Source organism: Streptomyces sp. NPDC001315 (assembly GCF_042896175.1).
Lineage (GTDB): Bacteria > Actinomycetota > Actinomycetes > Streptomycetales > Streptomycetaceae > Streptomyces.
In genome coordinates this window covers 826,359-849,614 of the sequence record NZ_JBIAWZ010000001.1, presented here as the reverse complement: position 1 = coordinate 849,614, position 23,256 = coordinate 826,359, and the positions used below count along the sequence as shown (strand labels likewise).

Sequence of the window (23,256 nt, the reverse complement as noted above, 5' to 3'; positions counted from 1 at the left end):
GGGGTGCGAGACTTGCCCCATGCCAGTGCTCGACCCGAACCCGCCGAACGGCCAGAAGAAGATGCTGCTCGTCTTCGGCTCGTTCTTCGCCATTTTCGTGATCATCGCCATCATCGCGACGATCGCCTCACCGTGACCGCCCCGGCCTCCTCCCACCCCTCGCGAAGCCGACGGCGGGGGTCGACCTGGGAGCCGATGGTGGTGCCAGCCCCCCCATCCCCTAGGGGGTGAGGGTCAGGGTCAAGTGGGTGGGTCACCGGATGGGTTGGGGGCCCGGGATTCCGTAACTTCGAGGTGTGGCCGCGAGGCGCGGGCCACCGATCACTCGGCGACCAGCGGAGGCACCCATGTCGGCCCCTACGCACACCCGGCCCCACCCGGCGACCACGGGACGTGTCGACATCCGGCTGCCCTGGTGGGCCCTCGCCCTCCCGGCGCTCGCCTTCATCACCCTGCTCGCGCTGATACTGAACCCGGCCGACGCCCAAGCGGCCACCGGTGATCCGGCGATCACCCATCTCCTCGAGCGCGTGCAGGCCTTGTTCGCACACTAGGGACGGGACGGCCGGCCTCGTTCTGGGCGCCGCTGCCGTACCGGAAGCCGCCAGTAAAGCGGCATGTCAACCCCCTGCGCCCCATGGCGTGTTTCATGCGAAGCTGGATTCCATGAGCGTCGCAGAACCCCGCAGGATTGTCCTCTTCCGGCATGCGAAAGCCGACTGGCCACAGGTGACCGACCATGAGCGGCCGCTCGCTGACCGGGGCCGCAAGGACGCCGCAGTCGCCGGACTCAAGCTCGCCGACACCGGCATCCCCTTCGACCTGGCCCTGTGCTCCACCGCGACCCGGACCCGCGAGACCTGGAAGCTCGCCGTCCATGAGTTCCCGCACCGGCCGAAAACCGTCTACGAGGAGCGGATCTACGAGGCCTCGCCCGGAGAGCTGATCGCCCTGCTCAACGAGACCCCCGACGACGCGCACGACGTCATCCTGATCGGCCACAACCCGGGCGTGCATGGCCTCGCCGACATCCTGGCCGGTTCGGCCGAGGGCGACACCCGCGAGCGGATGAACTCCCGGGACTTCCCGGCCGCCGCCTTCGCCGTGCTGTCCTTCGACGGCTCCTGGAAGACTCTGGAGCCGGGAGTGGCCACGCTGGTCGACTACTGGGCACCGACCGACTGAGTCCCCGGACACCGTGCGCGAGGGGTCCTGCACCGCGGGTCGGTGCCGGACCCCTCGTCGCTCGTCACGGGCGGCTGACCGCTCGTGATCCCAGCGGGGGGCTCAGCGGTCTCGGTTATCTCGGCGGTTCTCAGTCATCTCAGTGGTGGTCTATCTCAGTGGTCGTCGTGGGTGTCCGCCGCCTCGACCTCTTCGCGGGTGACGCCCAGCAGATAAAGGACCGTGTCCAGGAACGGCACGTTGACCGCGGTGTGCGCCGCCTCGCGCACCACCGGCTTGGCATTGAAGGCGACCCCGAGGCCGGCCGCGTTGAGCATGTCCAGGTCATTGGCGCCGTCGCCGATCGCCACGGTCTGGGCGAGCGGTACGCCCGCCTCGGCGGCGAACCTCCGCAGCAGTCGCGCCTTGCCGGCCCGGTCCACGATCTCGCCCGTGACCTTGCCGGTCAGCTTCCCGTCGACGATCTCCAGCGTGTTGGCCTGGGCGAAGTCCAGCCCGAGCCGCTCCTGCAGATCGTCGGTGACCTGGGTGAACCCACCGGACACGACGCCGACTTGGTAGCCGAGCCGCTTCAGCGTACGGATCAGCGTGCGTGCGCCCGGGGTGAGCCGCACCTCGGTGCGCACCTTGTCCACCACCGAGGCGTCCAGCCCCTCGAGCAGGGCCACGCGGGCGTGCAGCGACTGCTCGAAGTCCAGTTCCCCGCGCATCGCGGCCGCTGTCACCTCGGCGACCTTGTCCTCGCAGCCGGCGTGGGCGGCGAAGAGCTCGATCACCTCGTCCTGGATGAGCGTGGAATCCACATCCATGACGACCAGTCGCTGGGCGCGCCGGTGCAGGCCCGCGGCCACGACCGCGATGTCCACGCCCAGCGCGGCCGCGTCGGTCACCAGGGCGGTGCGCAGCGGCTCGGTCTCCACCCCGGACACCGCGAACTCCACCGCGGTCACCGGGTACTTGGCCAGCCGGAAGATACGGTCGATGTTGCCGCCGGCCTTGGTGATCCTGGCGGCGACGGCTGCGGTCGCCTCCGCGGTGAGCGGATGGCCGAGGACGGTGACGAGAGAGCGGCCGAGGCCGCGCGGCCGGTTGTCACCGAGGCCGGAGATGATCTCCGCCTGCATCTTCATCGACTCGGCCCAGCTGTGGACGGTGGCCCGAAGATCCCCCTCCAGCCCGCGCGGCGGCTCGGTCACAAGCGCGCACAGCACCATGCGGCCACGGGTGACGACCTGCTCGATGTCGACCACGTCGACGGAGAAGGCGGCGAGGGTGTCGAAGAGACCGGCCGTGATGCCGGGCCTGTCCTTGCCGAAGATCTTGACGAGGAGAGTGGGGACGTCAGAGGTCGAGGTCTGCGAAGCGCTCATGGTGTTCCCACCGTATCCGGCACCCAGTGCCTTCCGCGCCTGAGGTCCGTCTGACGGACACGGAACACTGGGTGTCCGGCAACCAGCGCGGATCTTACGAGCAGGCTACGGCTCCTACCCCCGAACGTCGACCGGGCTCACATGCGACGGCACGGTCGGGACCGGTCCCGACCCCTTGCCCGACCGCAGGTCACCGGCCGCTTTCGGGCGAGGCGGGAGAGAGGCGTCGGCTCCGCGTCCGGCGGGGGCGACGGCGCGCTGTCGGGGGTGCCCCGTGGGAGGCGGTGCGGCGGTGCCTGTCCGGCCGTGAAGTTCGGTGGGGTGGGCTTGGCGGAGGTGAGAGGGGCGGCGGCGGGCTGTCGTCCGGTGGGGTCGGCGGCGGTTGTCGGGATGTGCCGGAGCGGGCCGCCTCTCCGGCCGGGGCGGCTTCGGTGGAAACGGGGTGCCGGAGGCATGCCCTGGGCCGGAGCCGCGGTGCCCTGTCCGTCGCCTGGTTCACCGGGGCCGCTTCGGTGGCGCCGGGGGAGGTGGCGGCGGAGGTGGCGGCGGCCCGTCGTCCCGCGGAGCCGACCGACGCTTCTCGGGACGCGACCCCGGAGGCCGCCGCGGGGGCGGATCGAGCGGTCGGGCCATGGTGGGGGCGCCGTACAGGTCGTCGTGCGCCGAGGGGGCACCGGGCGACCGCGGTTCGGGCAAGTCACCGGGCGACCGCGCACCGGACGGGTCCGTCCCCGCCCCGCCCGCATCCGGCGCGGGCCGACCCCCGGCCGGCCAGGCCCCGTCGGGCCGGTCCCAGCCGGGCGGCCGTGGCCCGCCGTCTCGGGCTTCCCCCGTCGGCCCGGCCTGCCCCTGCCTACCTCCGCCGGACCCCCGGCCCTCACCCCGAACCGCTCCGCCCTCCGGCCGCCCGTCCTGCGGTTCGCGTACTTCGTCCGGCAGCTGGAGGTACGGATTGGTGGCAGCGTTGGGCGGCCGGTACGGCGCACCAGGGGCGTACGGCCCCGACGGCGCCCCGTACTGCCCCGGCACTGCGGTGTCGGCTCCGGTGCCCACGACTCCCGTGCCGTCCGCCGCGACCCCCTTGGCCCCGCCCCCAGCCAGGTCACCCAGTGCCAGCGGCGCCGCCCGTCGCCCCGCCGCCCCGCACACGTACGCCAACAGAGCCCCGGCGGCCCCCGCGCCCGCCCCCCACACCGCGCCGAGGAGCAGCGCCATACCCAGGTGACCGTGGAGTTCGATCCCGGCGCCGAACGCGTCGAAGCCCAGCACCGACAGGGAGGCGTCCACGGACACCTCCGTCAGCCAGGCCAGCAGCGGCAGCGCCAACGCGGTCACGATGCCCAGCCGCAGCGCACACCGCCCGGCGAAGGCGAGGGCGCCCGGATCCCGTACGACGCCGACGGCGGCGGCCCCTACAGCTCCGGTCCCAGAGCCCCGTACGTCTCCAGGAGGCCAACCCCCTGCCGCACCCGCCCCCGCACCGCCTACGCCGCTCGCTCCGAGCCCCTCCACCACCGTCCCCATCGGAGTACGTACCGCCGTCAGCACCCCGGCGAGCAGCATCATCAGTGCCGCCGCGACCCCCAGCAGCCACACCCGTCCGTCCAGATCCGCCAGCCGCCCCAGCGTGACGGGCTGGTCGGACCGCACCGCGAGAAGGTCGTCCAGGGGGTTGGGCAGGAGCTTCGCCAGCGCGCCCGTCGCCCGGCCGTCCCACGGCACGAACAGGCCGATCGGGATGCCCAGCCACACCCCGTTCGGCGCGCCGAGCAGCGCCGCTCCCGCGATCCGCTGGGGATGGTCGTCACCGATCGCCGCGTACGCCGCCGCCGCGAGCCCCGCCGCCACCGCCATCAGCAGCACCGTGACGAGCGCGGACACGGCCGGCCGTACCACCCGGTGCACGGCCGCCCAGCCGCGAGGCAGAGGGGTGCGGCGCGAGGCCAGCAGGGCGATCAGCAGGACGCCGGCCGCCCAGGCCAGACCGCCCAGCAGGGTGGGTGCCGTGTCGACGGTGAACCCGACCGCCGCCTTCGCGTCGACCAGGTCGCCGAGCCGGTCCGGCAGCAGCCCCCCGAGGTCCCCGATGTCGCCCAGACCCGGGATGCCGACCCCGCCGCCCCCGCCGCCCCCGCCGGGCAGGTCGTCGAGGCCCAGCGAGCCCCCGTCGATGGTGATGACGTCGTGCCCCGCCCAGGCCAGCCCGCCCAGCATCGCCACGAACACGGCGACCACCGCGCCCACGCGCGCGAGGAGTTCGGCGGGGGAGATCCCAACTCCGGCCGTGCGCAGGGACCGTAGGAAGAACCACGACAACAGCAGCGCCCCGACCAGGCCCACGCCCAGTGGCGTGATCTCGATGGCCGTGGTGGCTTCCGCGCCTTTCAGGCCGAAAGCGGACACGTCGCCGGACGGCGAGACCGAACCACCCGCCCCAAGTGCCACGACCGCCGCGGTCATCGGGCCGAGCGAGCCCGCCGCGTCGGCCTCCACCAGATGCAGCCCGAGCGCCGCCGTGCCCGCCATCCCGATCAACGCCCAGCTCACCGAGGCGATCGCGGACAACAGGACGTCCGCCCAGGGCACGCTCCTGCTCTGCTCGGTCCCGACGTCCGTGCCAGCACTCATGGCAGACCCCCCGATCCGCTGCGCGGCGTCCGCCGCGCATGTCCCCCTCGCGGGGGATTACCACTCTCCGGGCCGGTTTCAACCCCGTCAACGGGAACAGTCGAAGCGCCCGTACGCCGTCTTCGCAAGGCTCGACTTTCGGTCAGGGGGCCGCTCCTGAAATAGTTCCCCCCGATGTTCGACATCCCTAGACTCCCTGTGTTGGGGGTAATTCGGGGGACAACTCAGTGGGGCTGGAGTGCCAGAACTCGTACTGGAATTGAACGGACGAACCTGGACGCTCGACGCGTCCAGGTCATACGCCCTCGGACGTGATCCGCAGGGGGACATCGTTCTCGACGACGCCAGGGTCTCCTGGCGTCACGCCACGGTCAGCTTCAACGGCCGCAGTTGGGTCATCGAGGACCACGGCAGCACCAACGGCACGTTCGTGCAGGGCCAGCGGATCCATCAGATGGAGATCGGCCCCGGCTCGGCGGTCCACCTGGGCAATGCCACCGACGGACCGCGCGTGAGCCTCTCGGGCGCCGCGGCTGTCGCACAGCCCCAGCAGCAGCCGTACGCGGCCCAGGGCGCGAACCCCGGCTGGGCCCCGCAGGCACCGGAACCGGAGGCCGCTTGGCGCCCACCACAGGCGAACCCTGCGCAGTCGATCCCGCAACAGCAGGCCCCGGCCGAGCAGTACGCGCAGAAGGTGCCCGGTGGCGGCGCAGGGGCGCCGCCGGTCTACGGCGACCGCAGCCCGACCACGTTCCACCAGTTCTCCCTCGGCCGCGTGATGCGCATCGGCCGTGCCCTGGAGAACGACCTGGTCGTCTCCGACCTTCAGGTCTCCCGCCACCACGCGGAGTTCCACTCCACGCCCGACGGCCGCATGGAGATCCGCGACCTGGGCTCGCACAACGGCACGTACGTCAACGGCCAGCCGATCGCCAAGGGCGGCTCGCAGCTGCTGGGCCCGACCGACATCGTCGGCGTCGGCCACTCGACGTTCCGGATCGTCGGCGACCGGCTCGAGGAGTTCGTCGACACCGGTGAGGTGTCCTTCTCCGCGCGCCATCTCACCGTCACGGTCGACGGCGGCAAGCAGATCCTCAAGGACGTCTCCTTCGGCGTCCCGGAGAAGTCGCTGATCGCGGTCATCGGCCCGTCCGGCTCCGGCAAGTCGACCCTGCTCAAGGCGCTCACCGGCTACCGGCCCGCCGATCAGGGCGAGGTCCTCTACGACAACCGGAACCTGTACAAGCAGTTCGCCGAGCTGCGCCAGCGCATCGGTCTGGTCCCGCAGGACGACATCCTGCACAAGGAGCTGACCGTCAAGAAGGCCCTCAAGTACGCGGCCAAGCTGCGCTTCCCGGCCGACACCACGGCCACCGAGCGCGAGGACCGCATCGACGAGGTGCTGCGCGAGCTGAAGCTGGACATCCACAAGGAGAAGAAGGTCACCTCCCTCTCCGGCGGCCAGCGCAAGCGCGTCTCCGTGGCTCTGGAGCTGCTCACCAAGCCGTCGCTGATCTTCCTGGACGAGCCGACCTCCGGCCTCGACCCAGGCATGGACCGCGATGTCATGCAGCTGCTGCGCGGCCTCGCCGACGACGGCCGTACGGTCCTTGTCGTCACCCACTCCGTGGCCGAGCTGGCGATCTGCGACAAGCTCCTCGTGATGGCGCCCGGCGGCAGCGTCGCCTACTTCGGTCCGCCGGAGGAGGCGCTGAACTTCTTCGGCTACGACAGCTGGGCCGACGTCTTCTCCGCCTTCGAGAACTACCGCGACTACGACTGGGCGGGCCGCTGGAAGGGCTCGCAGCACTACCAGATGTACGCCGCGGACATCGACGCGGTCGCGCCGCAGTCCGTACCGATGGCGCCGATGCAGGCGATGAAGCCGCCGAAGCCGCAGGGCTGGATGTCCCAGTTCGTCACGCTGGTACGCCGCTACACCGTGGTGATCGCCTCCGACAAGGGCTTCCTGCTGCTGATGGTGATCCTGCCGGCCGTCCTCGGTGCGGTGAGTCTGCTCATCGACGCGGACAAGGGCCTGCTGCCCAACCCGGCGAACCCGCAGACCGGCCGCATCATCCCGAACGGCACGGCCACCACGGTCCTGCTGATCCTCGCGGTCGGCGCCTGTTTCGCCGGTGCGGCCAACTCCGTCCGCGAGCTGATCAAGGAACGTGTCATCTACGAGCGGGAGCGCGCCACCGGCCTGTCCCGTTCGGCGTACCTGATGTCCAAGGTGTTCGTGCTCGGCGCGATCACCGTGTTCCAGGGCGCCCTGGTCGGCACCATCGGCTTCTTCAGCCGCGAGATCCCGGACAAGGGCCTGGTCTTCGGCGGTGCGCCGATCCTGGAGCTCTCGGTGCCGATCATGGCGCTGGGCTTCACCTCGATGATGTTCGGCCTGATCATCTCCGCACTGGTCAAGACCGCCGAGAAGACCATGCCGCTGCTGGTCATGTTCGCGATCATCCAGGTCGTCTTCACCGGCTGCCTGTTCACCCTGCACGGCTCGATCGGCGTCAACGAGTTCTCGTACCTGATGCCCTCGCGCTGGGCGGTCGGCGCGGCCGGCGCCACGCTGGACTTCAACAAGATCAGCCCGCCGACGGACGGCGGGAGCACGGACCCGCTGTGGGACCACACGGTCGGCGCCTGGGGCCTGGACATGGCCGCCCTGATCGTCCTCGGCGTGATCTGCGGCTTCTTCGTGGCCCGCTTCCTGCGCCGCCACGAGCCCGAGGTCATGCGCAAGTAACCGCGCTCGCACGACGCCGAAGGGCGGCACCCTCGTCACGAGGGTGCCGCCCTTCGGCGTCGTGCGATCCGAGGCCCGCGCCGGCCTCAGTACGCGCTGTTGACGTTGTCCATCGAGCCGTACTTGTCGGCCGCGTAGTTGGCGGCGGCGGTGATGTTGGCGACCGGGTCGTAGATGTTCCACGAGGTGCCGGGCACGTGGTACGCCTTGAAGGTCGGCGGGATGACCTGCAGCAGGCCCTTCGACGGGATGCCGTTGATGGCGTTGATGTCCCAGTTGTTGATGGCGTAGGGGTTGCCCGAGGACTCCCGCATGATGTTGCGGTGCAGCCCGTCGTAGGTGCCGGGGATGCCCTTGGCCTTCATGATGTCCAGGGACTGCCGGATCCAGCCGTCGAGGTTGTTGGCGTACGTCTTCGCGGCGACGGTCTCGACCTGGGGGCGCTGCGCGGAGCGGCTCACGGCCTCCTTGACCTGGCGCGCCGCCTCGGCCTTCTTCGCTGCGGCGGCCTTCGCGGCGGTCGCTGCGGCGGCCTGCTTCGCTGCGGCGGCCTTCGCGGCGGTCGCTGCGGCGGCCTGCTTCGCTGCGGCGGCCTTCACGGCGGCCTGCTTCGCGGCGGCGGCCTTTGCGACGGTCTCGGCAGCGGCCTTCTGCTTCGCCGCTATGGTCTCGACCTTCACGCTGGCACCGGCGAGCTGGTCGGTGACGCTGGCCTTGACGTCCTTGATCTGCTCGGGGCTGTAGGCGACCCGGGCCGAGGAGGCGGCGTCCGTCGTGGTCGACTGCGCGCTGCTCGGAACCGCGGAGAAGGCGACGGCGGCAGCGCCGAGGGTGGCGACACCCGCGATCGCGATCTTGTGGGACTTGGTCAGGGTGCGACTGTGACCACGGGTGCGGTTGTTCTTGGGCATGGCAGATAGACCTCTTCGAATAGCGCGGAGGTCGCTCTTCCTGTCCGACGGGGGACACCGGTGCTTTCGGCACGAACGCCGCGGGGAGAACCCACGGCGCTGAGCGACGAGAGCAATTCTTAGCGCCCGCAAAAACGCGAGGCAAAGGTGTGACATACGACCCCGGGTAGTGGACCCGGGAGGGGCAAAACGGGACAGACTGGGTCGTCTGCCCCGTTCAGCGGATACCTTTGTCTCCTATGTCCCTTCGTACGTGATGTGGGCCCTATGCGCGGGCTCACATCGGTGTCGCGGCAGTCTCACCAACGGTTGCTGAAGCAATGCTCTGCGTCAGCGGTCTCCGCGGGGAGGATGAGGTGCACGTCCCCGAACTCGTGCCACAGGTAGCGCCCGCGCAGCGCCTCCTCGTAACTGCGGTCGATCGCCGCTCGCCCCGCGACGGCCGCCAGCATCAGCAGATGCGAGGCCTCCGGCTCGTGCAGCCCGGTCAGCAGCCCGTCCACCGCCCGCACCCCGCGCTCGGGCGTGACCACGAGATCCGTCCAGCCCTCGGCCGCCCGCACCACTCCGTCGGGCCCGGCCGCCGACTCCACGGCCCGCACGGCCGTCGTACCGACCGCGATCACCCGCCCGCCCCCGCCCCGCACGCCGTTGATCAGCCGAGCCGACGCCTCCGGCACCGCGAACCGCTCCGGATACGGCGGCTCGTGCGCCTCGGCCGAAGCCACCCCGGTGTGCAGCGAGACCGGCGCGAACTGCACACCCCGGCTCACCAGCTCCGCCACCAGCCGCGCGGTGAAGGGCCGGGCCGCACTCGGCATCTCGGCGCTGCCCGACCCGTCGCCGGACGCCAACGCGAACACCGTCTGATAGACCGAAAGCGGCTGGTCCCGCTCGGTGTACGAGTAGCGGATCGGCCGCCCGTGCTCCCGCAACAGCCCGACCACCGCCGTGGCCTCCTCGGACCCCTGGACCGCCGCGTTGTCAACAGCAGAGACCGCCGCAGCCTCGTCGCCATGGGCAGCGGCAGCCGCAGTCGCGGCCCCGGCGTCGTCGGTGGGCGTAGCCTCAGTCGCGGCGTCGGCGCCGTCCGCAGCCGCAGCCCCGGAGCCGTGGGCAGCGCGACCCCCGGACGCTGACACCCGCGCCCACCACAACCGCTCACCGCGCGCACTCAGCGGCTCCTCCAGAACCAGCTGTACGCCCCCGGGCAACCGCACCTCTGCCCCCGCGGGCCCGCCCGTACGCGCGCGCGTGGTGCCCAGACCGTCCGGATCCCGCAGCTCCACGGCCCACCGCCCGTCGTCGCCGCGCGTCGAGAAATGCACCACCACGCGCGCGTGCCCGAGCCGCCCGTCCACCGCCGCGGCCAGCGTCGGAGAGGTGTTGACCACCAGCAGGTCCCCGGCCCGCAGCAGCAGGGGCAACTCCACGAACGCGTGGTGCGCCACCTCGACCCCACGCGACACCAGCAGCCGAACGGCGTCCCGATCAAGCCCCGGCCCGCGCTGCTCGACCGGCACGCGCGCGGACAGCCCCTCGGGCACCCTCTCCCACCCTCGACCGCGCTCGTGCGGGGGAACCCCCGTCGTCAGCGTCATCGCCGCTCCTCCAGCAGCGAGGGAGCCGCATAGCGGCCGCTCGCCGGCCGTTCGTCCAGCAGCCGCAGGAAGGCCGGCACCACACGGGCCGGCTGCGGCCGCGGATCGTCGTCGTCCGGTACGGCCGCCGCATACAGGTCCGTCGCCATGTCCCCGGGATCGACCGCCCACACCCGCAGCCCGGGCTCCTCCTCGCCGAGCACGGCCGCAAGCTGGTCCAGGGCCGCCTTGGAGGCCCCGTAGCCGCCCCAGGTCTCGTACGCCTCGGCGGCCGCGTCCGAGCTGACCGCCATCACCGAGCCCGCCGCCGAGGCCCGCAGCAGGGGCAGCGCCTCCTGGACCACTCCCAGCGCGGCCACCACGTTCACTTCCAGCGCTCGCCGCAGCCCTTCCAGCGGAAGCCTCTCCAAGCGCACCAGCGGCTCGGCGCCGAGCGCGCTGGCGTTGTTCACCACCAGATCGACACCGCCCAGCTTCCAGGCCGCCGCCACCAGCTCGGACCGGTGCCCGGCATCCGTGATGTCCCCGGGGAGCGCCGCCACCCGCGTGCCGTACGCCCCCAGCGCCGCTGCCGTCTCCTGGAGGGCCCGGGCCGTCCTGGCGTCGAGCACCAGATCCCAGCCGCGTACGGCCAGGGCCTCGGCGAGCGCCCGCCCCAGCCCTTTGGACGCCCCCGTGATGATCGCTACCGGCATGACAACCCCGTCTCCTCGTCCCTGACCGCCTCCGATCGGCGGTGCCCCCAACGTAGGAACCGGGCCAGTCGCACCGCCTCGGACGCGAGCCGCAGAACGGTGGGGCCCTTCGCCCTAAGCCGCAGTTCCCAGGACCCCGGACCTAGGCCAGTCCTAGGCCCACCGGCCCGGGCGACCGCGCCGCAGGTCCGATCCCCGCTGTCGTACCCCGCCGGTACCGTGAGGTCATGAGTCAAGGCCCCCGGTCCGGCCTCGCCGCGGTGAGTTCCGCGCTGCTGGCCATGAGCAGGCACCTCGAGGTGCGCGACGTCCTCAAGACGATCGTCGCCTCGGCCCGCGAGCTGCTCGACGCGCAGTACGCCGCGCTCGGCGTCCCGGACGACCACGGAGGCTTCGCCCAGTTCGTGGTGGACGGCGTCAGCGACGAGCAGTGGAAGGCCATCGGCCCGCTGCCGCGCCAGCACGGCATCCTCGCCGCGATGCTGCACGAGGCCAGACCCGAACGCCTCGCCGACGTGCGCAAGGACCCCCGTTTCGAGGGCTGGCCGTCCGCCCACCCCGACATGTCGGACTTCCTGGGGCTGCCGATCCGCGACGGCGACGAGGTGATCGGCGCGCTGTTCCTCGCCAACAAGCTGCGTCCCGTGGAAGGACACCCCCCGGGCCCCGAACCGGAAGGCAGCTGCGGCTTCACCGAAGAGGACGAGGAACTGCTCGCCATCCTCGCCCAGCACGCCGCCATAGCCCTGACGAACGCCCGCCTCTACGAGCGCAGCCGCGAACTGACCATCGCCGAGGAACGCTCGCGCCTCGCCCACGAACTGCACGACGCGGTCAGCCAGAAACTGTTCTCGTTGCGCCTCACGGCACAGGCGGCCGCGGCCCTCGTCGACCGCGACCCGGCCCGCGCCAAGGGCGAGCTGCAGCAGGTCGCCGTGCTCGCCGCGGAGGCGGCCGACGAACTGCGCGCGGCGGTCGTCGAGTTGCGCCCCGCGGCGCTGGACGAGGACGGCCTGGTCGCCACCCTCCGCACCCAGATACAGGTCCTCGACCGCGCCCACACCGCGCGTGTGACCTTCGCCGCCCACAAGTTCCGCGCGCTCCCGGCCGCCCAGGAGGAAGCCGTGCTGAGGGTCGCCCAGGAGGCCCTGCACAACGCCCTGCGGCACTCCGGGGCGGAGCACGTCGACGTGACGGTGGACCGGCGCGGCTGCGGTGCGGTCCTGCGTGTCACGGACGACGGCAGCGGTTTCGAACCGCACACGGTACGCCGGGCGGGACGCCACCTCGGCCTGGTCTCCATGCGGGACCGGGCCGGCGGGGTCGGCGGCACCCTGGTGGTGGAATCGGCGCCCGGCAAGGGCACCACGATCGAGCTGGAGGTCCCCGGTGGCTGACGCAATCAGAGTGCTGCTCGTCGACGACCACCAGGTCGTCCGCCGGGGCCTGCGCACCTTCCTCGAGATCCAGGACGACATCGAGGTCGTGGGCGAGGCGGCGGAGGGTGCCGAAGGGGTCGCCCGCGCCGAGGAACTGAAACCCGACATCGTCCTGATGGACGTCAAGATGCCCGGCATGGACGGCGTGGAGGCCCTCCGCAAGCTCCGCGAGCTGAACAACCCCGCGCGCGTGTTGATCGTCACCAGCTTCACCGAACAGCGCACGGTGGTCCCGGCCCTGCGCGCGGGTGCCGCCGGCTACGTCTACAAGGACGTGGACCCGGACGCGCTCGCCGCCGCCATCCGCTCCGTGCACGCGGGCCACGTCCTGCTCCAACCCGAGGTCGCGGTCGTTCTGTTGTCCCAGGAGGAGGCCAACTCCACCCAGGGAAGAGGCGGTTCGCTGACGGACCGGGAGCGCGAGGTACTGGGGCTGATAGCGGACGGCCGGTCCAACCGCGAGATCGCCCGGGCCCTCGTCCTGTCCGAGAAGACGGTCAAGACACACGTCTCGAACATCCTGATGAAGCTCGACCTGGCGGACCGCACCCAGGCCGCGCTGTGGGCCGTACGTCATGGCGTGACCAGCTGAGACGACCTCCCGGAGGCGCTCGCCGCGGCAACCGGGAAGGTCCACTCCGGTCTGAGATTCATACCGTCGTGGGAATGTCCCTCGCCTGGCGCATCCTTCGTGCCTCTCCGCCGTTCTCCAGTGCGTGCTGCGGCGACTGCCGCGGCGATCGCCAGGAGGGGTTGAGAAGTGAAGAACCTGAAGAAGGCAGCGGCCGTGACGATGGTGGCCGGCGGGCTGATCGCCGCCGGGGCCGGGATGGCCTCCGCCACCGACGGTGCGTGGGCCGGCGGCGAGGCCAAGGGCTCGCCCGGCGTCGTCTCGGGCAACGTCATCCAGGCCCCGGTGCACATCCCCGTGAACGCGGTGGGCAACAGCGTGAACGTCATCGGTGTGCTGAACCCGGCGTTCGGCAACCTCGGCATCAACCGCTGACACCCGCCACCCGGCGGCAACGACCTCCGGCCTCCCAGGCGCTCCTGGGGGGCCGGTCGGCTCGTTTTTGCAGAGCCGCGGGCAACCGTGCCGCCCAGGGCGGCACGGGCGGGCGCGGGCGCCGCCCAGCAAGCACCCGGCCACACGACCCACTGCCGGTCACCGGCTGCCACACGACCCACTGCCGGTCACCGGCTGCCGCACGACCCACTGCCGGTCACCGGCCGCCGCACGACCCACTGCCGGTGACCGGCCGTCGCTCGCCCACTGCCGGTCACCGGCCGCCGCTCGCCGATCGGCGATCACTCACCCCCGATCACCGACCAGCCAACCCTCACCGCACCCCTCGCTCCCGCTCCTCCACAACGGAGTTGTACGCCGCGACCTGCGCCCGCCGAGCCGTCCGCTCCACCGGTCGCAACGCGGCCCCCCGTGCCCCCATCTCGGACGCACTCACCGCACCCCCGTGCCCGTTCTCATACGCCAGAGAGATCAACAACCCCACCCGCTGAGCCAGCTCCAGCACCCGCACCGCCCGCGGCGGATACCCCGGCGCCAACACCTCCCGCCCCCGCTCGGCCCGCGCCCGATACGCATCGAGCGCCGCCTCAGCCACCGGCCCCGACCCGGCGACGTCCAGCCGGGACAGGACCTCCGTCGCCTCCCGCAAGGCCTCGGCAAGCTCCCGCTCGGCCTCGCCCAGCGACGGCACGTCCGCAGGCGGAGCCTCCCACACGGGCAGGCAGTGCCACACCACCTCGACATGTACATCACCAACGGGCCCGGCCTCGGACACCTCGGGCACCAGCCCCAGCGCGGCCCCGTAGCAGACCACCGCCTCCTCTGCCTCCAGCGCTCGCGCATTGAACTCCGGCGGCCCGCTCAGCCCCAGCGGATGCCCCGGCGCGGGCAGCGCCACCCGCAACCCGGTCACTCCCAGCCTCCGCAGCCGCCCCAGGGCCAGCGTGAGCCCGACAGGCGCCGGCTCGCCGGGCAGCCCCTCCACCCGGTGCACGGCATCCTCCCCGACGACGGCGAGCACGGCGTCGTCAGGAGAGACAAGTCCGGCCAAAAGGGCATTTCCCCAAGCGGCAAGGCGTCCAGAGCGCGGTTCCGAGAGCATGCCCCCAGCCTAAGGACCGGACCGATGGAATGGACCGGGCGACTGGTGGCGTAGATTTCCTTGAGGGCTGCGCCCACCGGCGCACGACAGCCGAGACGCCGAGACCGGCCACACTGCAAGGGGAGACAACGCGCTCATGAGCGATGTTCTGGAGCTTCAGGACGTATCCGTGTTCCGCGAGGGCCGGGCTCTCGTGGACCAGGTCTCCTGGTCCGTCAAGGAGGGCGAGCGCTGGGTCATCCTCGGCCCGAACGGCGCCGGCAAGACGACCCTCCTGAACATCGCCTCCACCTACCTCTTCCCCAGCTCCGGCACCGTTTCCGTCCTCGGCGAGGCCCTCGGCCGGCCGGGCACCGACGTCTTCGAGCTGCGCCCGCGCGTCGGCATGGCCGGTATCGCCATGGCCGACAAGCTCCCCAAGCGCCAGACAGTCCTGCAGACCGTACTGACCGCCGCCTACGGCATGACAGCCGGCTGGCAGGAGGAGTACGAGGACATCGACGAGCAGCGCGCCCGCGCCTTCCTCGACCGCCTCGGCATGAGCGAGTACCTCGACCGAAGGTTCGGCACCCTCTCCGAGGGCGAGCGCAAGCGCACCCTCATCGCCCGCGCCCTGATGACCGACCCCGAACTGCTGCTCCTGGACGAGCCCGCCGCCGGCCTCGACCTCGGCGGCCGCGAGGACCTGGTCCGCCGCCTCGGCCGCCTCGCCCGCGACCCGATCGCCCCCTCCATGATCATGGTCACGCACCACGTCGAGGAGATCGCCCCGGGCTTCACGCATGTCCTCATGATCCGCCAGGGCAAGGTCCTCGCCGCAGGCCCGCTGGAGCTCGAACTCACCTCCCGCAACCTGTCCCGTTGCTTCGGCCTCCCGCTCGTCGTCGAACAGGTCGGCGACCGCTGGACCGCGCAGGGCCTGCCGATGGCCTGAAACCCGTGAAGTACCCGCGGAAACAAGGGTAAGAAGCCCCCGCCAACCCGATGGGCGCCCTGTCGGCGACATTGCCACGGACCTACCATGACCCTGTGAACGACATCGACGCATGGGTGTGGTGGCTCGTCGGCGCGGCAGCGCTCGGAATCCCCCTCGTGGTGACCGCGATGCCGGAGTTCGGCATGCTCGCCGTGGGCGCCGTCGCCGCCGCCGTCATGGCCGGACTCGGCTTCGATGTCGTCGTCCAGGTCCTCGTCTTCGCCGTCGTCTCGGTCGCCCTCATCGCCGTCGTACGCCCCATCGCGGCCAGACACCGCTCACAGCGGCCCCAACTCGCCACGGGCATCGACGCCTTGAAGGGCAAACAAGCCCTTGTCCTGGAGCGCGTCGACGGCTCCGGAGGCCGCATCAAGCTCGCCGGCGAGGTCTGGTCGGCGCGCTCACTCGATGTCGGCCGCGCCTACGAAGTGGGCCAGGAAGTGGACGTCGTCGACATCGAAGGAGCCACGGCGATCGTCATCTGACCTCGTACGACGCAAGTGACCGGAACACCCCACAAGGCACACGACGGTCTGTCAGACTCGACCAGCAAGATCTTCAACAACCATAAGATCTTCCGAAAGCGCCGAGGCGGAGAAGGGCACGGGGAGCACGATGGAACCGGTCATCATCGTCTTGATCATTCTGGTGGTGTTGGTCTTCATCGCCCTGATCAAGACGATCCAGGTCATCCCACAGGCGAGCGCGGCCATCGTAGAGCGCTTCGGCCGCTACACACGCACCCTCAACGCGGGCCTCAACATCGTCGTCCCGTTCATAGACACCATCCGTAACCGCATCGACCTGCGGGAACAGGTCGTCCCGTTCCCGCCGCAGCCGGTGATCACCCAGGACAACCTGGTCGTCAACATCGACACCGTCATCTACTACCAGGTGACCGACGCCAGGGCCGCCACCTACGAAGTCGCCAGCTACATCCAGGCCATCGAGCAGCTCACCGTCACCACGCTCCGCAACATCATCGGCGGTATGGATCTGGAGCGGACCCTGACCTCCCGCGAGGAGATCAACGCGGCCCTGCGCGGAGTCCTCGACGAGGCCACCGGCAAGTGGGGCATCCGCGTCAACCGAGTCGAGCTCAAGGCGATCGAACCGCCCACCTCCATCCAGGACTCGATGGAGAAGCAGATGCGCGCCGACCGCGACAAGCGCGCCGCGATCCTCACCGCCGAAGGTACGCGCCAGGCCGCCATCCTCACCGCCGAAGGCGAGAAGCAGTCCCAGATCCTCCGGGCCGAGGGTGAGGCCAAGGCAGCCGCCCTGCGCGCCGAGGGCGAGGCCCAGGCCGTCCGTACGGTCTTTGAGGCGATCCACGCCGGAGACCCGGACCAGAAGCTCCTCTCGTACCAGTACCTCCAGATGCTCCCCAAGATCGCCGAAGGCGACGCCAACAAGCTCTGGATCGTGCCCAGCGAAATCGGCGACGCCCTCAAGGGCCTGTCCGGCGCCATGGGCAACTTCGGTGCCATGGGCGGCGGTTCGGGCGGCCGCGGCAACAACTCCGGCTCGGGCGGCGGCACGGAGCGCCGCGAACAGCCGTCCATCGACTGACCGACCGACGGCCCGCAGACGCATACGAGACCGGGGTCCATCTCCTGACGGAGATGGACCCCGGTCTCACATACCGCCTAGGCGGCAGACTGTGCCAGCCACTCCGGCAGCGCCTCGAAGTCCTCGTGGCCCAGCGACAGCAGCATCGCGTCCGCGGGCGTCGGCTCGAACGGCTGCCGCAGCAGCGGCATACCCGCCTGCTCCGGAGTCCGGTCCGCCTTGCGGTGATTGTCCTCCGCGCAGGAGGCGACCGTGTTCAGCCAGGAGTCCCTACCGCCCTGCGCCCTCGGCACCACGTGGTCCACGGTCGTCGCCCGCCTGCCGCAGTACGCGCACCTGTGCCGGTCGCGTACCAGAACACCTCGCCTCGACCAGGGAGCTTGTCTTCGGAAGGGCACTCGTACGTACCTGCACAGCCTGATCACCCTCGGCGCCGGTATGTCAACCGCGGCTCCGCGCATGCGCAGTTCGGGGTGGGCCTGCTCGACGATGGCCTTGTCCTGCAGCACCAGAACGACGGCTCGGTTCAACGTCACCGTCGACAGCGGCTCGAAACTGGCGTTCAGTACCAGCGTGTCCCGCATTCCAGCCCACCTCCCATGCGCACCGGCCCACCCCCTGGCGGGCTGGGATCAACTCTGGCCGGGCACGCCGAGATGGACAACGCAATAAAAATGCCCGCCTCTGATCACTTCCAAGACCAGAGGCGGGCAAACGTTCAATGAACGTCAGTCTTCGGCGGGCACCTCGTACTCACCGACCAGCTGTGCACGCGCGATCGCGTGGAACCGCAGGTTGAAACCCACGACCGCGGGCGACACGTCCGCGTCCGGACCGAGCTTCTCCTGGTCCACCGCGTACACCGTGAAGACGTACCGGTGCGGACCGTCCCCGGGCGGCGGCGCGGCACCGCCGAAGTCCTTGCTGCCGTAGTCGTTGCGCACCTGAACGGCACCCTCGGGAAGCCCCTCGAACTTGCCGCTGCCCGCACCCGTCGGCAACTCCGTCACCGAAGCCGGGATGTCGAACACGCTCCAGTGCCAGAACCCGCTGCCCGTCGGGGCGTCCGGGTCGTAGCAGGTCACGGCGAAGCTCTTGGTCCCGGGCGGGAAGCCCTCCCACCGCAGCTGCGGCGAGGTGTTGCCGGCCGCGTAGACCTGAGCGTCCTTGAGCGTCGCGCCCTCCTGGACGTCCTCACTCGTGACCGTGAACGACGGCACGGGCGGATGGAAGTCGTGCGGGAGCGGCCGCCGCTTGAGCTCGGTCACCTCGGTACCTCCTGATCGGTTTCCTTCAGTAGGCCCCGAGCCTAGAACCAGTTGCGCTTGCTGCCGACCTCCGACAGCCACTGGTTGAGGTAAGCCGCCCAGTCGGTCCCGTGGTAGTCGTTGAGACCCACCTGGAACGACCGGAAGGTGTCGCTGCCCTCACTGAAGAGCCCCGGCTTCTTGTCCATCTCCAGGACGACGTCCATCGCGTGCTCATCGGCCACGAAGCTCAGCTCGACCTGGTTCAGGCCCCGATACTGCGACGGCGGGAAGAACTCGATCTCCTGGTAGAACGGCAGCTTCTGCCGCGTACCCCGGATGTGGCCGCGTTCCATGTCCGCGTTCTTGAAGCGGAAGCCCAGCTGGATGAACGCGTCCAGGATCGCCTTCTGCGCCGGGATCGGGTGCACGTTGATCGGGTCCAGGTCACCGGAGTCCACGGCCCGGGCGATCTCCAGCTCGGTCGTCACCCCGATGTTCATCCCGCGCAGCGCCTGCCCGTCGATCATCGTGATCGGCGTCTCCCACGGGATCTCGAGCCCGAACGGCACCGCGTGCACGGCCCCCGCCTGGAGCTCGAAGGCCCCGCCGAGCCGCACCTTCGTGAACTCGATGTCCTGCTTGTACTCCTGGTCGCCGCTCTCGACCTCGACCTTGGCCTGCAGTCCGACCGACAGCCCCTCGATCTGCTGGGCGACGGACCCGCCCTGGATCCGCACCTCACCCTGGACGACGCCGCCCGGAACGACGTTGACCTCGGTCAGCACCGTCTCGACCGAAGCCCCGCCGGCCCCCAGACTCGCGAGCAGCTTCTTGAACGCCATGACTCTCCTTTTACGAGTGGACCCTTGATCCCTACAAACGCGATCCGGCCGTGACCGGTTCCGCGCCCCACACCCTGGCAAGGCGAGTGCTCCCTGACCACCCCGTCGCACCCACCCGTCTGCACTACGCTCGGAGGGCATGATCGCGACCCTCGACCGTACGCCCCTCCCCAGGGACTTCTTCGACCGGCCTGTACTGGAAGTCGCCCCAGACCTCCTCGGGCGCACCCTCGTACGCACCACCCCGGACGGTCCGATCGCCCTGCGCCTGACGGAGGTCGAGGCCTACGACGGCCCGAACGACCCCGGCTCCCATGCCTATCGCGGCCGCACACCCCGCAACGACGTGATGTTCGGTCCGCCAGGACACGTGTATGTCTACTTCACCTATGCCATGTCAGGGCGGTCAGCATGAACATCGCGGATCTTGCTCACCCCGCTGAAGAAGTCGCCCCCAAGCTGCTCGGCGCCATCCTCACCCACGAGACCCCCGAGGGAACCGTGAGCATCACCATCACGGAGACCGAGGCGTACGCAGGTGCGGCCGACCCCGCCTCCCACGCCTACCGAGGCAGGACACCCCGCAACGCCGTCATGTTCGGACCGGCAGGACACCTGTACGTCTACCGGTCTCACGGTCTCCACTGGTGCGCCAACATCGTCACCGGGGCAGACGGCATTGCCACAGCCGTCCTCATCCGGGCGGGCAGGGTCACCGAAGGAGAAGAACTGGCACGCAAGCGGCGAGGGGGCAAGGTCGAGAGTCCACGTCTCGCGCGGGGGCCGGGGAACTTCTGCCAAGCGCTCGGCATCACGGCAGAGCACAACGGCACAGACCTACTGACAGGCGCCTCGGTCGTGCTGTCCGAGGGCGATCCGGTACCCGCTGTGCTCATCCGGGTGGGCCCTCGGGTAGGCGTGAGTAGGGCCCACGACTGGCAGCACCGCTTCTACCTCGCCGGCGATCCAACGGTCTCGGCGTACCGACTGAGCCCGAGAGCCAAGCCGTCCGCCGGAGCCTGAGCCGCTGTGCGCCTCGCTCGCAGCCAGCCAGACGACCCGAAGTAGTCGCCAAGTCCAGGAACGCCCTGAGCCTGTGCGGCGGCCAGATGAACGCCGGTCTCCTCGGTCAGGTCCACCAGCTCGACTAGGTCTCGTGTCGTCCGGTAGAGGCGGTCGTAGTGCCTGGCTACGACGACATCAGCTGTACCCGTCCGAACCAGCTCGACCACGCGCCTCCAGCCTTCCCCGCGAGCCGACACCTTGCGGCCCTCAAACGACGCGGAACTTCGACGCCGAAGAGTCTGTCGTCGCCTTGTCGATGAGCAGGAGAGACAGACATGTTCAGTGCGTTACCTACGCATGTGGTTCTGCATGAACCTCATCCCGAGGGCCGGGCGAGCGCGGTCCTCCTCAGAGCCGGCGAGATCGTCGAGGGTGCGGAGCTGGCCCGCAAACGTTGACTATCGGCCCGAAATGACAAGGAACTGGCCAAAGGTCCCGCCCGCCTGGCCACGGCCCTCGGCGCGGACCGAGCCCTGGACGGTACGGACGCGTGCGCGCCCGAAGGCTCCCCCTTGACCATCCTTACGGGCATGCCCGTACCCCCCGACCAGGTACGCAACGGTCCCCGCACCGGCGTGGCCGGCGACGGCGGCGTGCACCCGTGGCGGTTCTGGGTCGCCAACGACCTGACGGTGAGCCCCTATCGGTCCCACACGCCCAGGCGCCGCCCAAGTTGACTCGCCCCCACGAGGTGCGTAATGTAGCCCGAGCCGCTGAACCGGGTATGGCAATCGCCAGCAGCCGGAAGCGGCCAACCCACTACCTACGACATCCCTAACGGGGTCGAATTCGGCATGCCCGCATGCCCGAAATTCGGACTCGCGGAGCTCGATTACGAGTTGCCGGGGGAATCGGCTAACGTAGTGAATGTCGAAAGGCCGACGAGCGAAAGCGAAGAGGCCCGAGACGAAGCCCACCGACAGGGAATCGGATCGAGAAAAGGTCTGATAGAGTCGGAAACGCCTGAAAGGGAAACGCGAGAGCGGAAACCTGGAAAGCACCGAGGAAATCGGATCGGAAAGATCTGATAGAGTCGGAAACGCAAGACCGAAGGGAAGCGCCCGGAGGAAAGCCCGAGAGGGGTGAGTACAAAGGAAGCGTCCGTTCCTTGAGAACTCAACAGCGTGCCAAAAATCAACGCCAGATATGTTGATACCCCGTCTCCGGCCGATCGGTCGGGGCGAGGTTCCTTTGAAAAAACACAGCGAGGACGCTGTGAACGGCCGGGCTTATTCCGCCTGGCTGTTCCGCTCTCGTGGTGTCGTCCCGCAGTTTTTAATTAAACGCAGTCGGGAAAACATTCACGGAGAGTTTGATCCTGGCTCAGGACGAACGCTGGCGGCGTGCTTAACACATGCAAGTCGAACGATGAAGCCCTTCGGGGTGGATTAGTGGCGAACGGGTGAGTAACACGTGGGCAATCTGCCCTTCACTCTGGGACAAGCCCTGGAAACGGGGTCTAATACCGGATAACACGTCCACTCGCATGGGTGGAGGTTAAAAGCTCCGGCGGTGAAGGATGAGCCCGCGGCCTATCAGCTTGTTGGTGAGGTAATGGCTCACCAAGGCGACGACGGGTAGCCGGCCTGAGAGGGCGACCGGCCACACTGGGACTGAGACACGGCCCAGACTCCTACGGGAGGCAGCAGTGGGGAATATTGCACAATGGGCGAAAGCCTGATGCAGCGACGCCGCGTGAGGGATGACGGCCTTCGGGTTGTAAACCTCTTTCAGCAGGGAAGAAGCGAAAGTGACGGTACCTGCAGAAGAAGCGCCGGCTAACTACGTGCCAGCAGCCGCGGTAATACGTAGGGCGCAAGCGTTGTCCGGAATTATTGGGCGTAAAGAGCTCGTAGGCGGCTTGTCACGTCGGGTGTGAAAGCCCGGGGCTTAACCCCGGGTCTGCATTCGATACGGGCTAGCTAGAGTGTGGTAGGGGAGATCGGAATTCCTGGTGTAGCGGTGAAATGCGCAGATATCAGGAGGAACACCGGTGGCGAAGGCGGATCTCTGGGCCATTACTGACGCTGAGGAGCGAAAGCGTGGGGAGCGAACAGGATTAGATACCCTGGTAGTCCACGCCGTAAACGGTGGGAACTAGGTGTTGGCGACATTCCACGTCGTCGGTGCCGCAGCTAACGCATTAAGTTCCCCGCCTGGGGAGTACGGCCGCAAGGCTAAAACTCAAAGGAATTGACGGGGGCCCGCACAAGCAGCGGAGCATGTGGCTTAATTCGACGCAACGCGAAGAACCTTACCAAGGCTTGACATACACCGGAAACGTCTGGAGACAGGCGCCCCCTTGTGGTCGGTGTACAGGTGGTGCATGGCTGTCGTCAGCTCGTGTCGTGAGATGTTGGGTTAAGTCCCGCAACGAGCGCAACCCTTGTTCTGTGTTGCCAGCATGCCCTTCGGGGTGATGGGGACTCACAGGAGACCGCCGGGGTCAACTCGGAGGAAGGTGGGGACGACGTCAAGTCATCATGCCCCTTATGTCTTGGGCTGCACACGTGCTACAATGGCCGGTACAATGAGCTGCGATACCGTGAGGTGGAGCGAATCTCAAAAAGCCGGTCTCAGTTCGGATTGGGGTCTGCAACTCGACCCCATGAAGTCGGAGTTGCTAGTAATCGCAGATCAGCATTGCTGCGGTGAATACGTTCCCGGGCCTTGTACACACCGCCCGTCACGTCACGAAAGTCGGTAACACCCGAAGCCGGTGGCCCAACCCCTTGTGGGAGGGAGCTGTCGAAGGTGGGACTGGCGATTGGGACGAAGTCGTAACAAGGTAGCCGTACCGGAAGGTGCGGCTGGATCACCTCCTTTCTAAGGAGCACC

Annotated in this window: 21 protein-coding genes, 1 rRNA gene and 2 pseudogenes; 14 read left to right on the top strand and 10 right to left on the bottom strand. The window is 69.4% G+C overall.

The window, feature by feature from the left end; translation table 11 throughout:
* Positions 1 to 19: 19 nt before the first annotated feature.
* From ACFY16_RS03675 to ACFY16_RS03665, 3 genes are all read left to right on the top strand, one after another.
* On the top strand, positions 20 to 136 hold the full coding sequence (locus ACFY16_RS03675) for an SGM_5486 family transporter-associated protein (RefSeq protein ID WP_390645418.1): 117 nt from the start codon (positions 20 to 22) through the stop codon (positions 134 to 136).
* 211 nt (positions 137 to 347) lie between these two features.
* Positions 348 to 554: a hypothetical protein gene (locus ACFY16_RS03670; protein WP_390645417.1), complete on the top strand. Its 207-nt coding sequence runs from the start codon at positions 348 to 350 to the stop codon at positions 552 to 554.
* A 112-nt stretch (positions 555 to 666) separates the two neighbouring features.
* Complete coding sequence (locus tag ACFY16_RS03665) at positions 667 to 1,185, top strand: SixA phosphatase family protein (RefSeq protein ID WP_390645416.1); 519 nt, start codon at positions 667 to 669, stop codon at positions 1,183 to 1,185.
* Between the two features lie 155 nt (positions 1,186 to 1,340).
* Here ACFY16_RS03665 and serB read toward each other — a convergent pair whose 3' ends face one another.
* A complete protein-coding gene (gene serB, locus ACFY16_RS03660; protein WP_390645415.1) occupies positions 1,341 to 2,555 on the bottom strand; it encodes a phosphoserine phosphatase SerB in 1,215 nt (404 codons plus the stop codon).
* A gap of 495 nt (positions 2,556 to 3,050) precedes the next feature.
* Positions 3,051 to 5,183, bottom strand: a complete 2,133-nt coding sequence (locus ACFY16_RS03655; protein WP_390645414.1) for a streptophobe family protein — start codon at positions 5,181 to 5,183, stop codon at positions 3,051 to 3,053.
* A 238-nt stretch (positions 5,184 to 5,421) separates the two neighbouring features.
* Here ACFY16_RS03655 and ACFY16_RS03650 point away from each other — a divergent pair, with 238 nt between their 5' ends.
* Positions 5,422 to 7,938: an FHA domain-containing protein gene (locus tag ACFY16_RS03650; protein WP_390645413.1), complete on the top strand. Its 2,517-nt coding sequence runs from the start codon at positions 5,422 to 5,424 to the stop codon at positions 7,936 to 7,938.
* Between the two features lie 86 nt (positions 7,939 to 8,024).
* Here ACFY16_RS03650 and ACFY16_RS03645 read toward each other — a convergent pair whose 3' ends face one another.
* The 3 genes from ACFY16_RS03645 to ACFY16_RS03635 form a co-directional block, all read right to left on the bottom strand.
* Positions 8,025 to 8,849, bottom strand: a complete 825-nt coding sequence (locus tag ACFY16_RS03645; RefSeq protein WP_390645412.1) for a transglycosylase SLT domain-containing protein — start codon at positions 8,847 to 8,849, stop codon at positions 8,025 to 8,027.
* Between the two features lie 299 nt (positions 8,850 to 9,148).
* Positions 9,149 to 10,450, bottom strand: a complete 1,302-nt coding sequence (locus ACFY16_RS03640; protein WP_390645411.1) for an S-adenosylmethionine:tRNA ribosyltransferase-isomerase — start codon at positions 10,448 to 10,450, stop codon at positions 9,149 to 9,151.
* The gene (locus ACFY16_RS03635; RefSeq protein ID WP_390645410.1) at positions 10,447 to 11,145 is read right to left on the bottom strand and encodes an SDR family NAD(P)-dependent oxidoreductase; all 699 of its coding nucleotides are present in this window, start codon (positions 11,143 to 11,145) and stop codon (positions 10,447 to 10,449) included. Before ACFY16_RS03635 ends, ACFY16_RS03640 begins: the two co-directional genes overlap by 4 nt.
* 227 nt (positions 11,146 to 11,372) lie before the next feature.
* Here ACFY16_RS03635 and ACFY16_RS03630 point away from each other — a divergent pair, with 227 nt between their 5' ends.
* The 3 genes from ACFY16_RS03630 to chpE all read left to right on the top strand — a co-directional run bounded on the left by ACFY16_RS03630 (position 11,373) and on the right by chpE (position 13,590).
* A complete protein-coding gene (locus tag ACFY16_RS03630) occupies positions 11,373 to 12,542 on the top strand; it encodes a GAF domain-containing sensor histidine kinase (protein ID WP_390645409.1) in 1,170 nt (389 codons plus the stop codon).
* Positions 12,535 to 13,176, top strand: a complete 642-nt coding sequence (locus tag ACFY16_RS03625; RefSeq protein WP_390645408.1) for a response regulator — start codon at positions 12,535 to 12,537, stop codon at positions 13,174 to 13,176. The genes ACFY16_RS03630 and ACFY16_RS03625 overlap by 8 nt, the downstream gene beginning before the upstream one ends.
* A 168-nt stretch (positions 13,177 to 13,344) precedes the next feature.
* A complete protein-coding gene (gene chpE, locus ACFY16_RS03620; protein ID WP_351146891.1) occupies positions 13,345 to 13,590 on the top strand; it encodes a chaplin ChpE in 246 nt (81 codons plus the stop codon).
* Between the two features lie 334 nt (positions 13,591 to 13,924).
* Here the strand turns inward: chpE and ACFY16_RS03615 are convergent, their stop codons facing one another.
* Positions 13,925 to 14,713 carry a hypothetical protein gene (locus ACFY16_RS03615; protein WP_390645407.1) on the bottom strand — a complete coding sequence of 263 codons (789 nt, stop codon included), beginning with the start codon at positions 14,711 to 14,713 and terminating at the stop codon, positions 13,925 to 13,927.
* A 136-nt stretch (positions 14,714 to 14,849) separates the two neighbouring features.
* On the opposite strand from ACFY16_RS03615, the gene ACFY16_RS03610 reads away from it, so the two are divergent.
* The 3 genes from ACFY16_RS03610 to ACFY16_RS03600 all read left to right on the top strand — a co-directional run bounded on the left by ACFY16_RS03610 (position 14,850) and on the right by ACFY16_RS03600 (position 17,261).
* A complete protein-coding gene (locus tag ACFY16_RS03610; RefSeq protein WP_390645406.1) occupies positions 14,850 to 15,647 on the top strand; it encodes an ABC transporter ATP-binding protein in 798 nt (265 codons plus the stop codon).
* A gap of 95 nt (positions 15,648 to 15,742) precedes the next feature.
* Positions 15,743 to 16,174: an NfeD family protein gene (locus ACFY16_RS03605; RefSeq protein WP_390645405.1), complete on the top strand. Its 432-nt coding sequence runs from the start codon at positions 15,743 to 15,745 to the stop codon at positions 16,172 to 16,174.
* A gap of 130 nt (positions 16,175 to 16,304) precedes the next feature.
* Positions 16,305 to 17,261, top strand: a complete 957-nt coding sequence (locus tag ACFY16_RS03600) for an SPFH domain-containing protein (RefSeq protein ID WP_390645404.1) — start codon at positions 16,305 to 16,307, stop codon at positions 17,259 to 17,261.
* A 77-nt stretch (positions 17,262 to 17,338) separates the two neighbouring features.
* Here the strand turns inward: ACFY16_RS03600 and ACFY16_RS03595 are convergent, their stop codons facing one another.
* From ACFY16_RS03595 to ACFY16_RS03585, 3 genes are all read right to left on the bottom strand, one after another.
* Positions 17,339 to 17,845 (bottom strand): HNH endonuclease, encoded by a 507-nt coding sequence (locus ACFY16_RS03595; protein ID WP_390645403.1) that lies wholly within the window; start codon positions 17,843 to 17,845, stop codon positions 17,339 to 17,341.
* Between the two features lie 144 nt (positions 17,846 to 17,989).
* Positions 17,990 to 18,529, bottom strand: coding sequence for a YbhB/YbcL family Raf kinase inhibitor-like protein (locus ACFY16_RS03590; RefSeq protein WP_390645402.1), 540 nt, complete (start codon positions 18,527 to 18,529; stop codon positions 17,990 to 17,992).
* Between the two features lie 41 nt (positions 18,530 to 18,570).
* Complete coding sequence (locus tag ACFY16_RS03585) at positions 18,571 to 19,353, bottom strand: sporulation protein (RefSeq protein ID WP_390645401.1); 783 nt, start codon at positions 19,351 to 19,353, stop codon at positions 18,571 to 18,573.
* Positions 19,354 to 19,492: 139 nt separating this feature from the next.
* Between ACFY16_RS03585 and ACFY16_RS03580 the strand changes: the two are divergent.
* Both ACFY16_RS03580 and ACFY16_RS03575 read left to right on the top strand, forming a co-directional pair.
* Positions 19,493 to 19,744 (top strand): annotated as a pseudogene (locus ACFY16_RS03580) (DNA-3-methyladenine glycosylase); the annotation flags it as partial.
* A gap of 20 nt (positions 19,745 to 19,764) precedes the next feature.
* Positions 19,765 to 20,376, top strand: coding sequence for a DNA-3-methyladenine glycosylase (locus tag ACFY16_RS03575; RefSeq protein WP_390645400.1), 612 nt, complete (start codon positions 19,765 to 19,767; stop codon positions 20,374 to 20,376).
* On the opposite strand, the gene ACFY16_RS03570 is transcribed toward ACFY16_RS03575, so the two are convergent.
* Positions 20,304 to 20,585, bottom strand: a complete 282-nt coding sequence (locus tag ACFY16_RS03570; protein ID WP_390645399.1) for a recombinase family protein — start codon at positions 20,583 to 20,585, stop codon at positions 20,304 to 20,306. The two genes, ACFY16_RS03575 and ACFY16_RS03570, sit on opposite strands and share 73 nt — an antisense overlap.
* A gap of 130 nt (positions 20,586 to 20,715) precedes the next feature.
* Between ACFY16_RS03570 and ACFY16_RS03565 the strand changes: the two are divergent.
* Positions 20,716 to 21,095 (top strand): annotated as a pseudogene (locus ACFY16_RS03565) (DNA-3-methyladenine glycosylase); the annotation flags it as partial.
* A 623-nt stretch (positions 21,096 to 21,718) separates the two neighbouring features.
* Positions 21,719 to 23,244, top strand: a 16S ribosomal RNA gene (locus tag ACFY16_RS03560).
* The last annotated feature ends 12 nt before the right edge of the window (positions 23,245 to 23,256 follow it).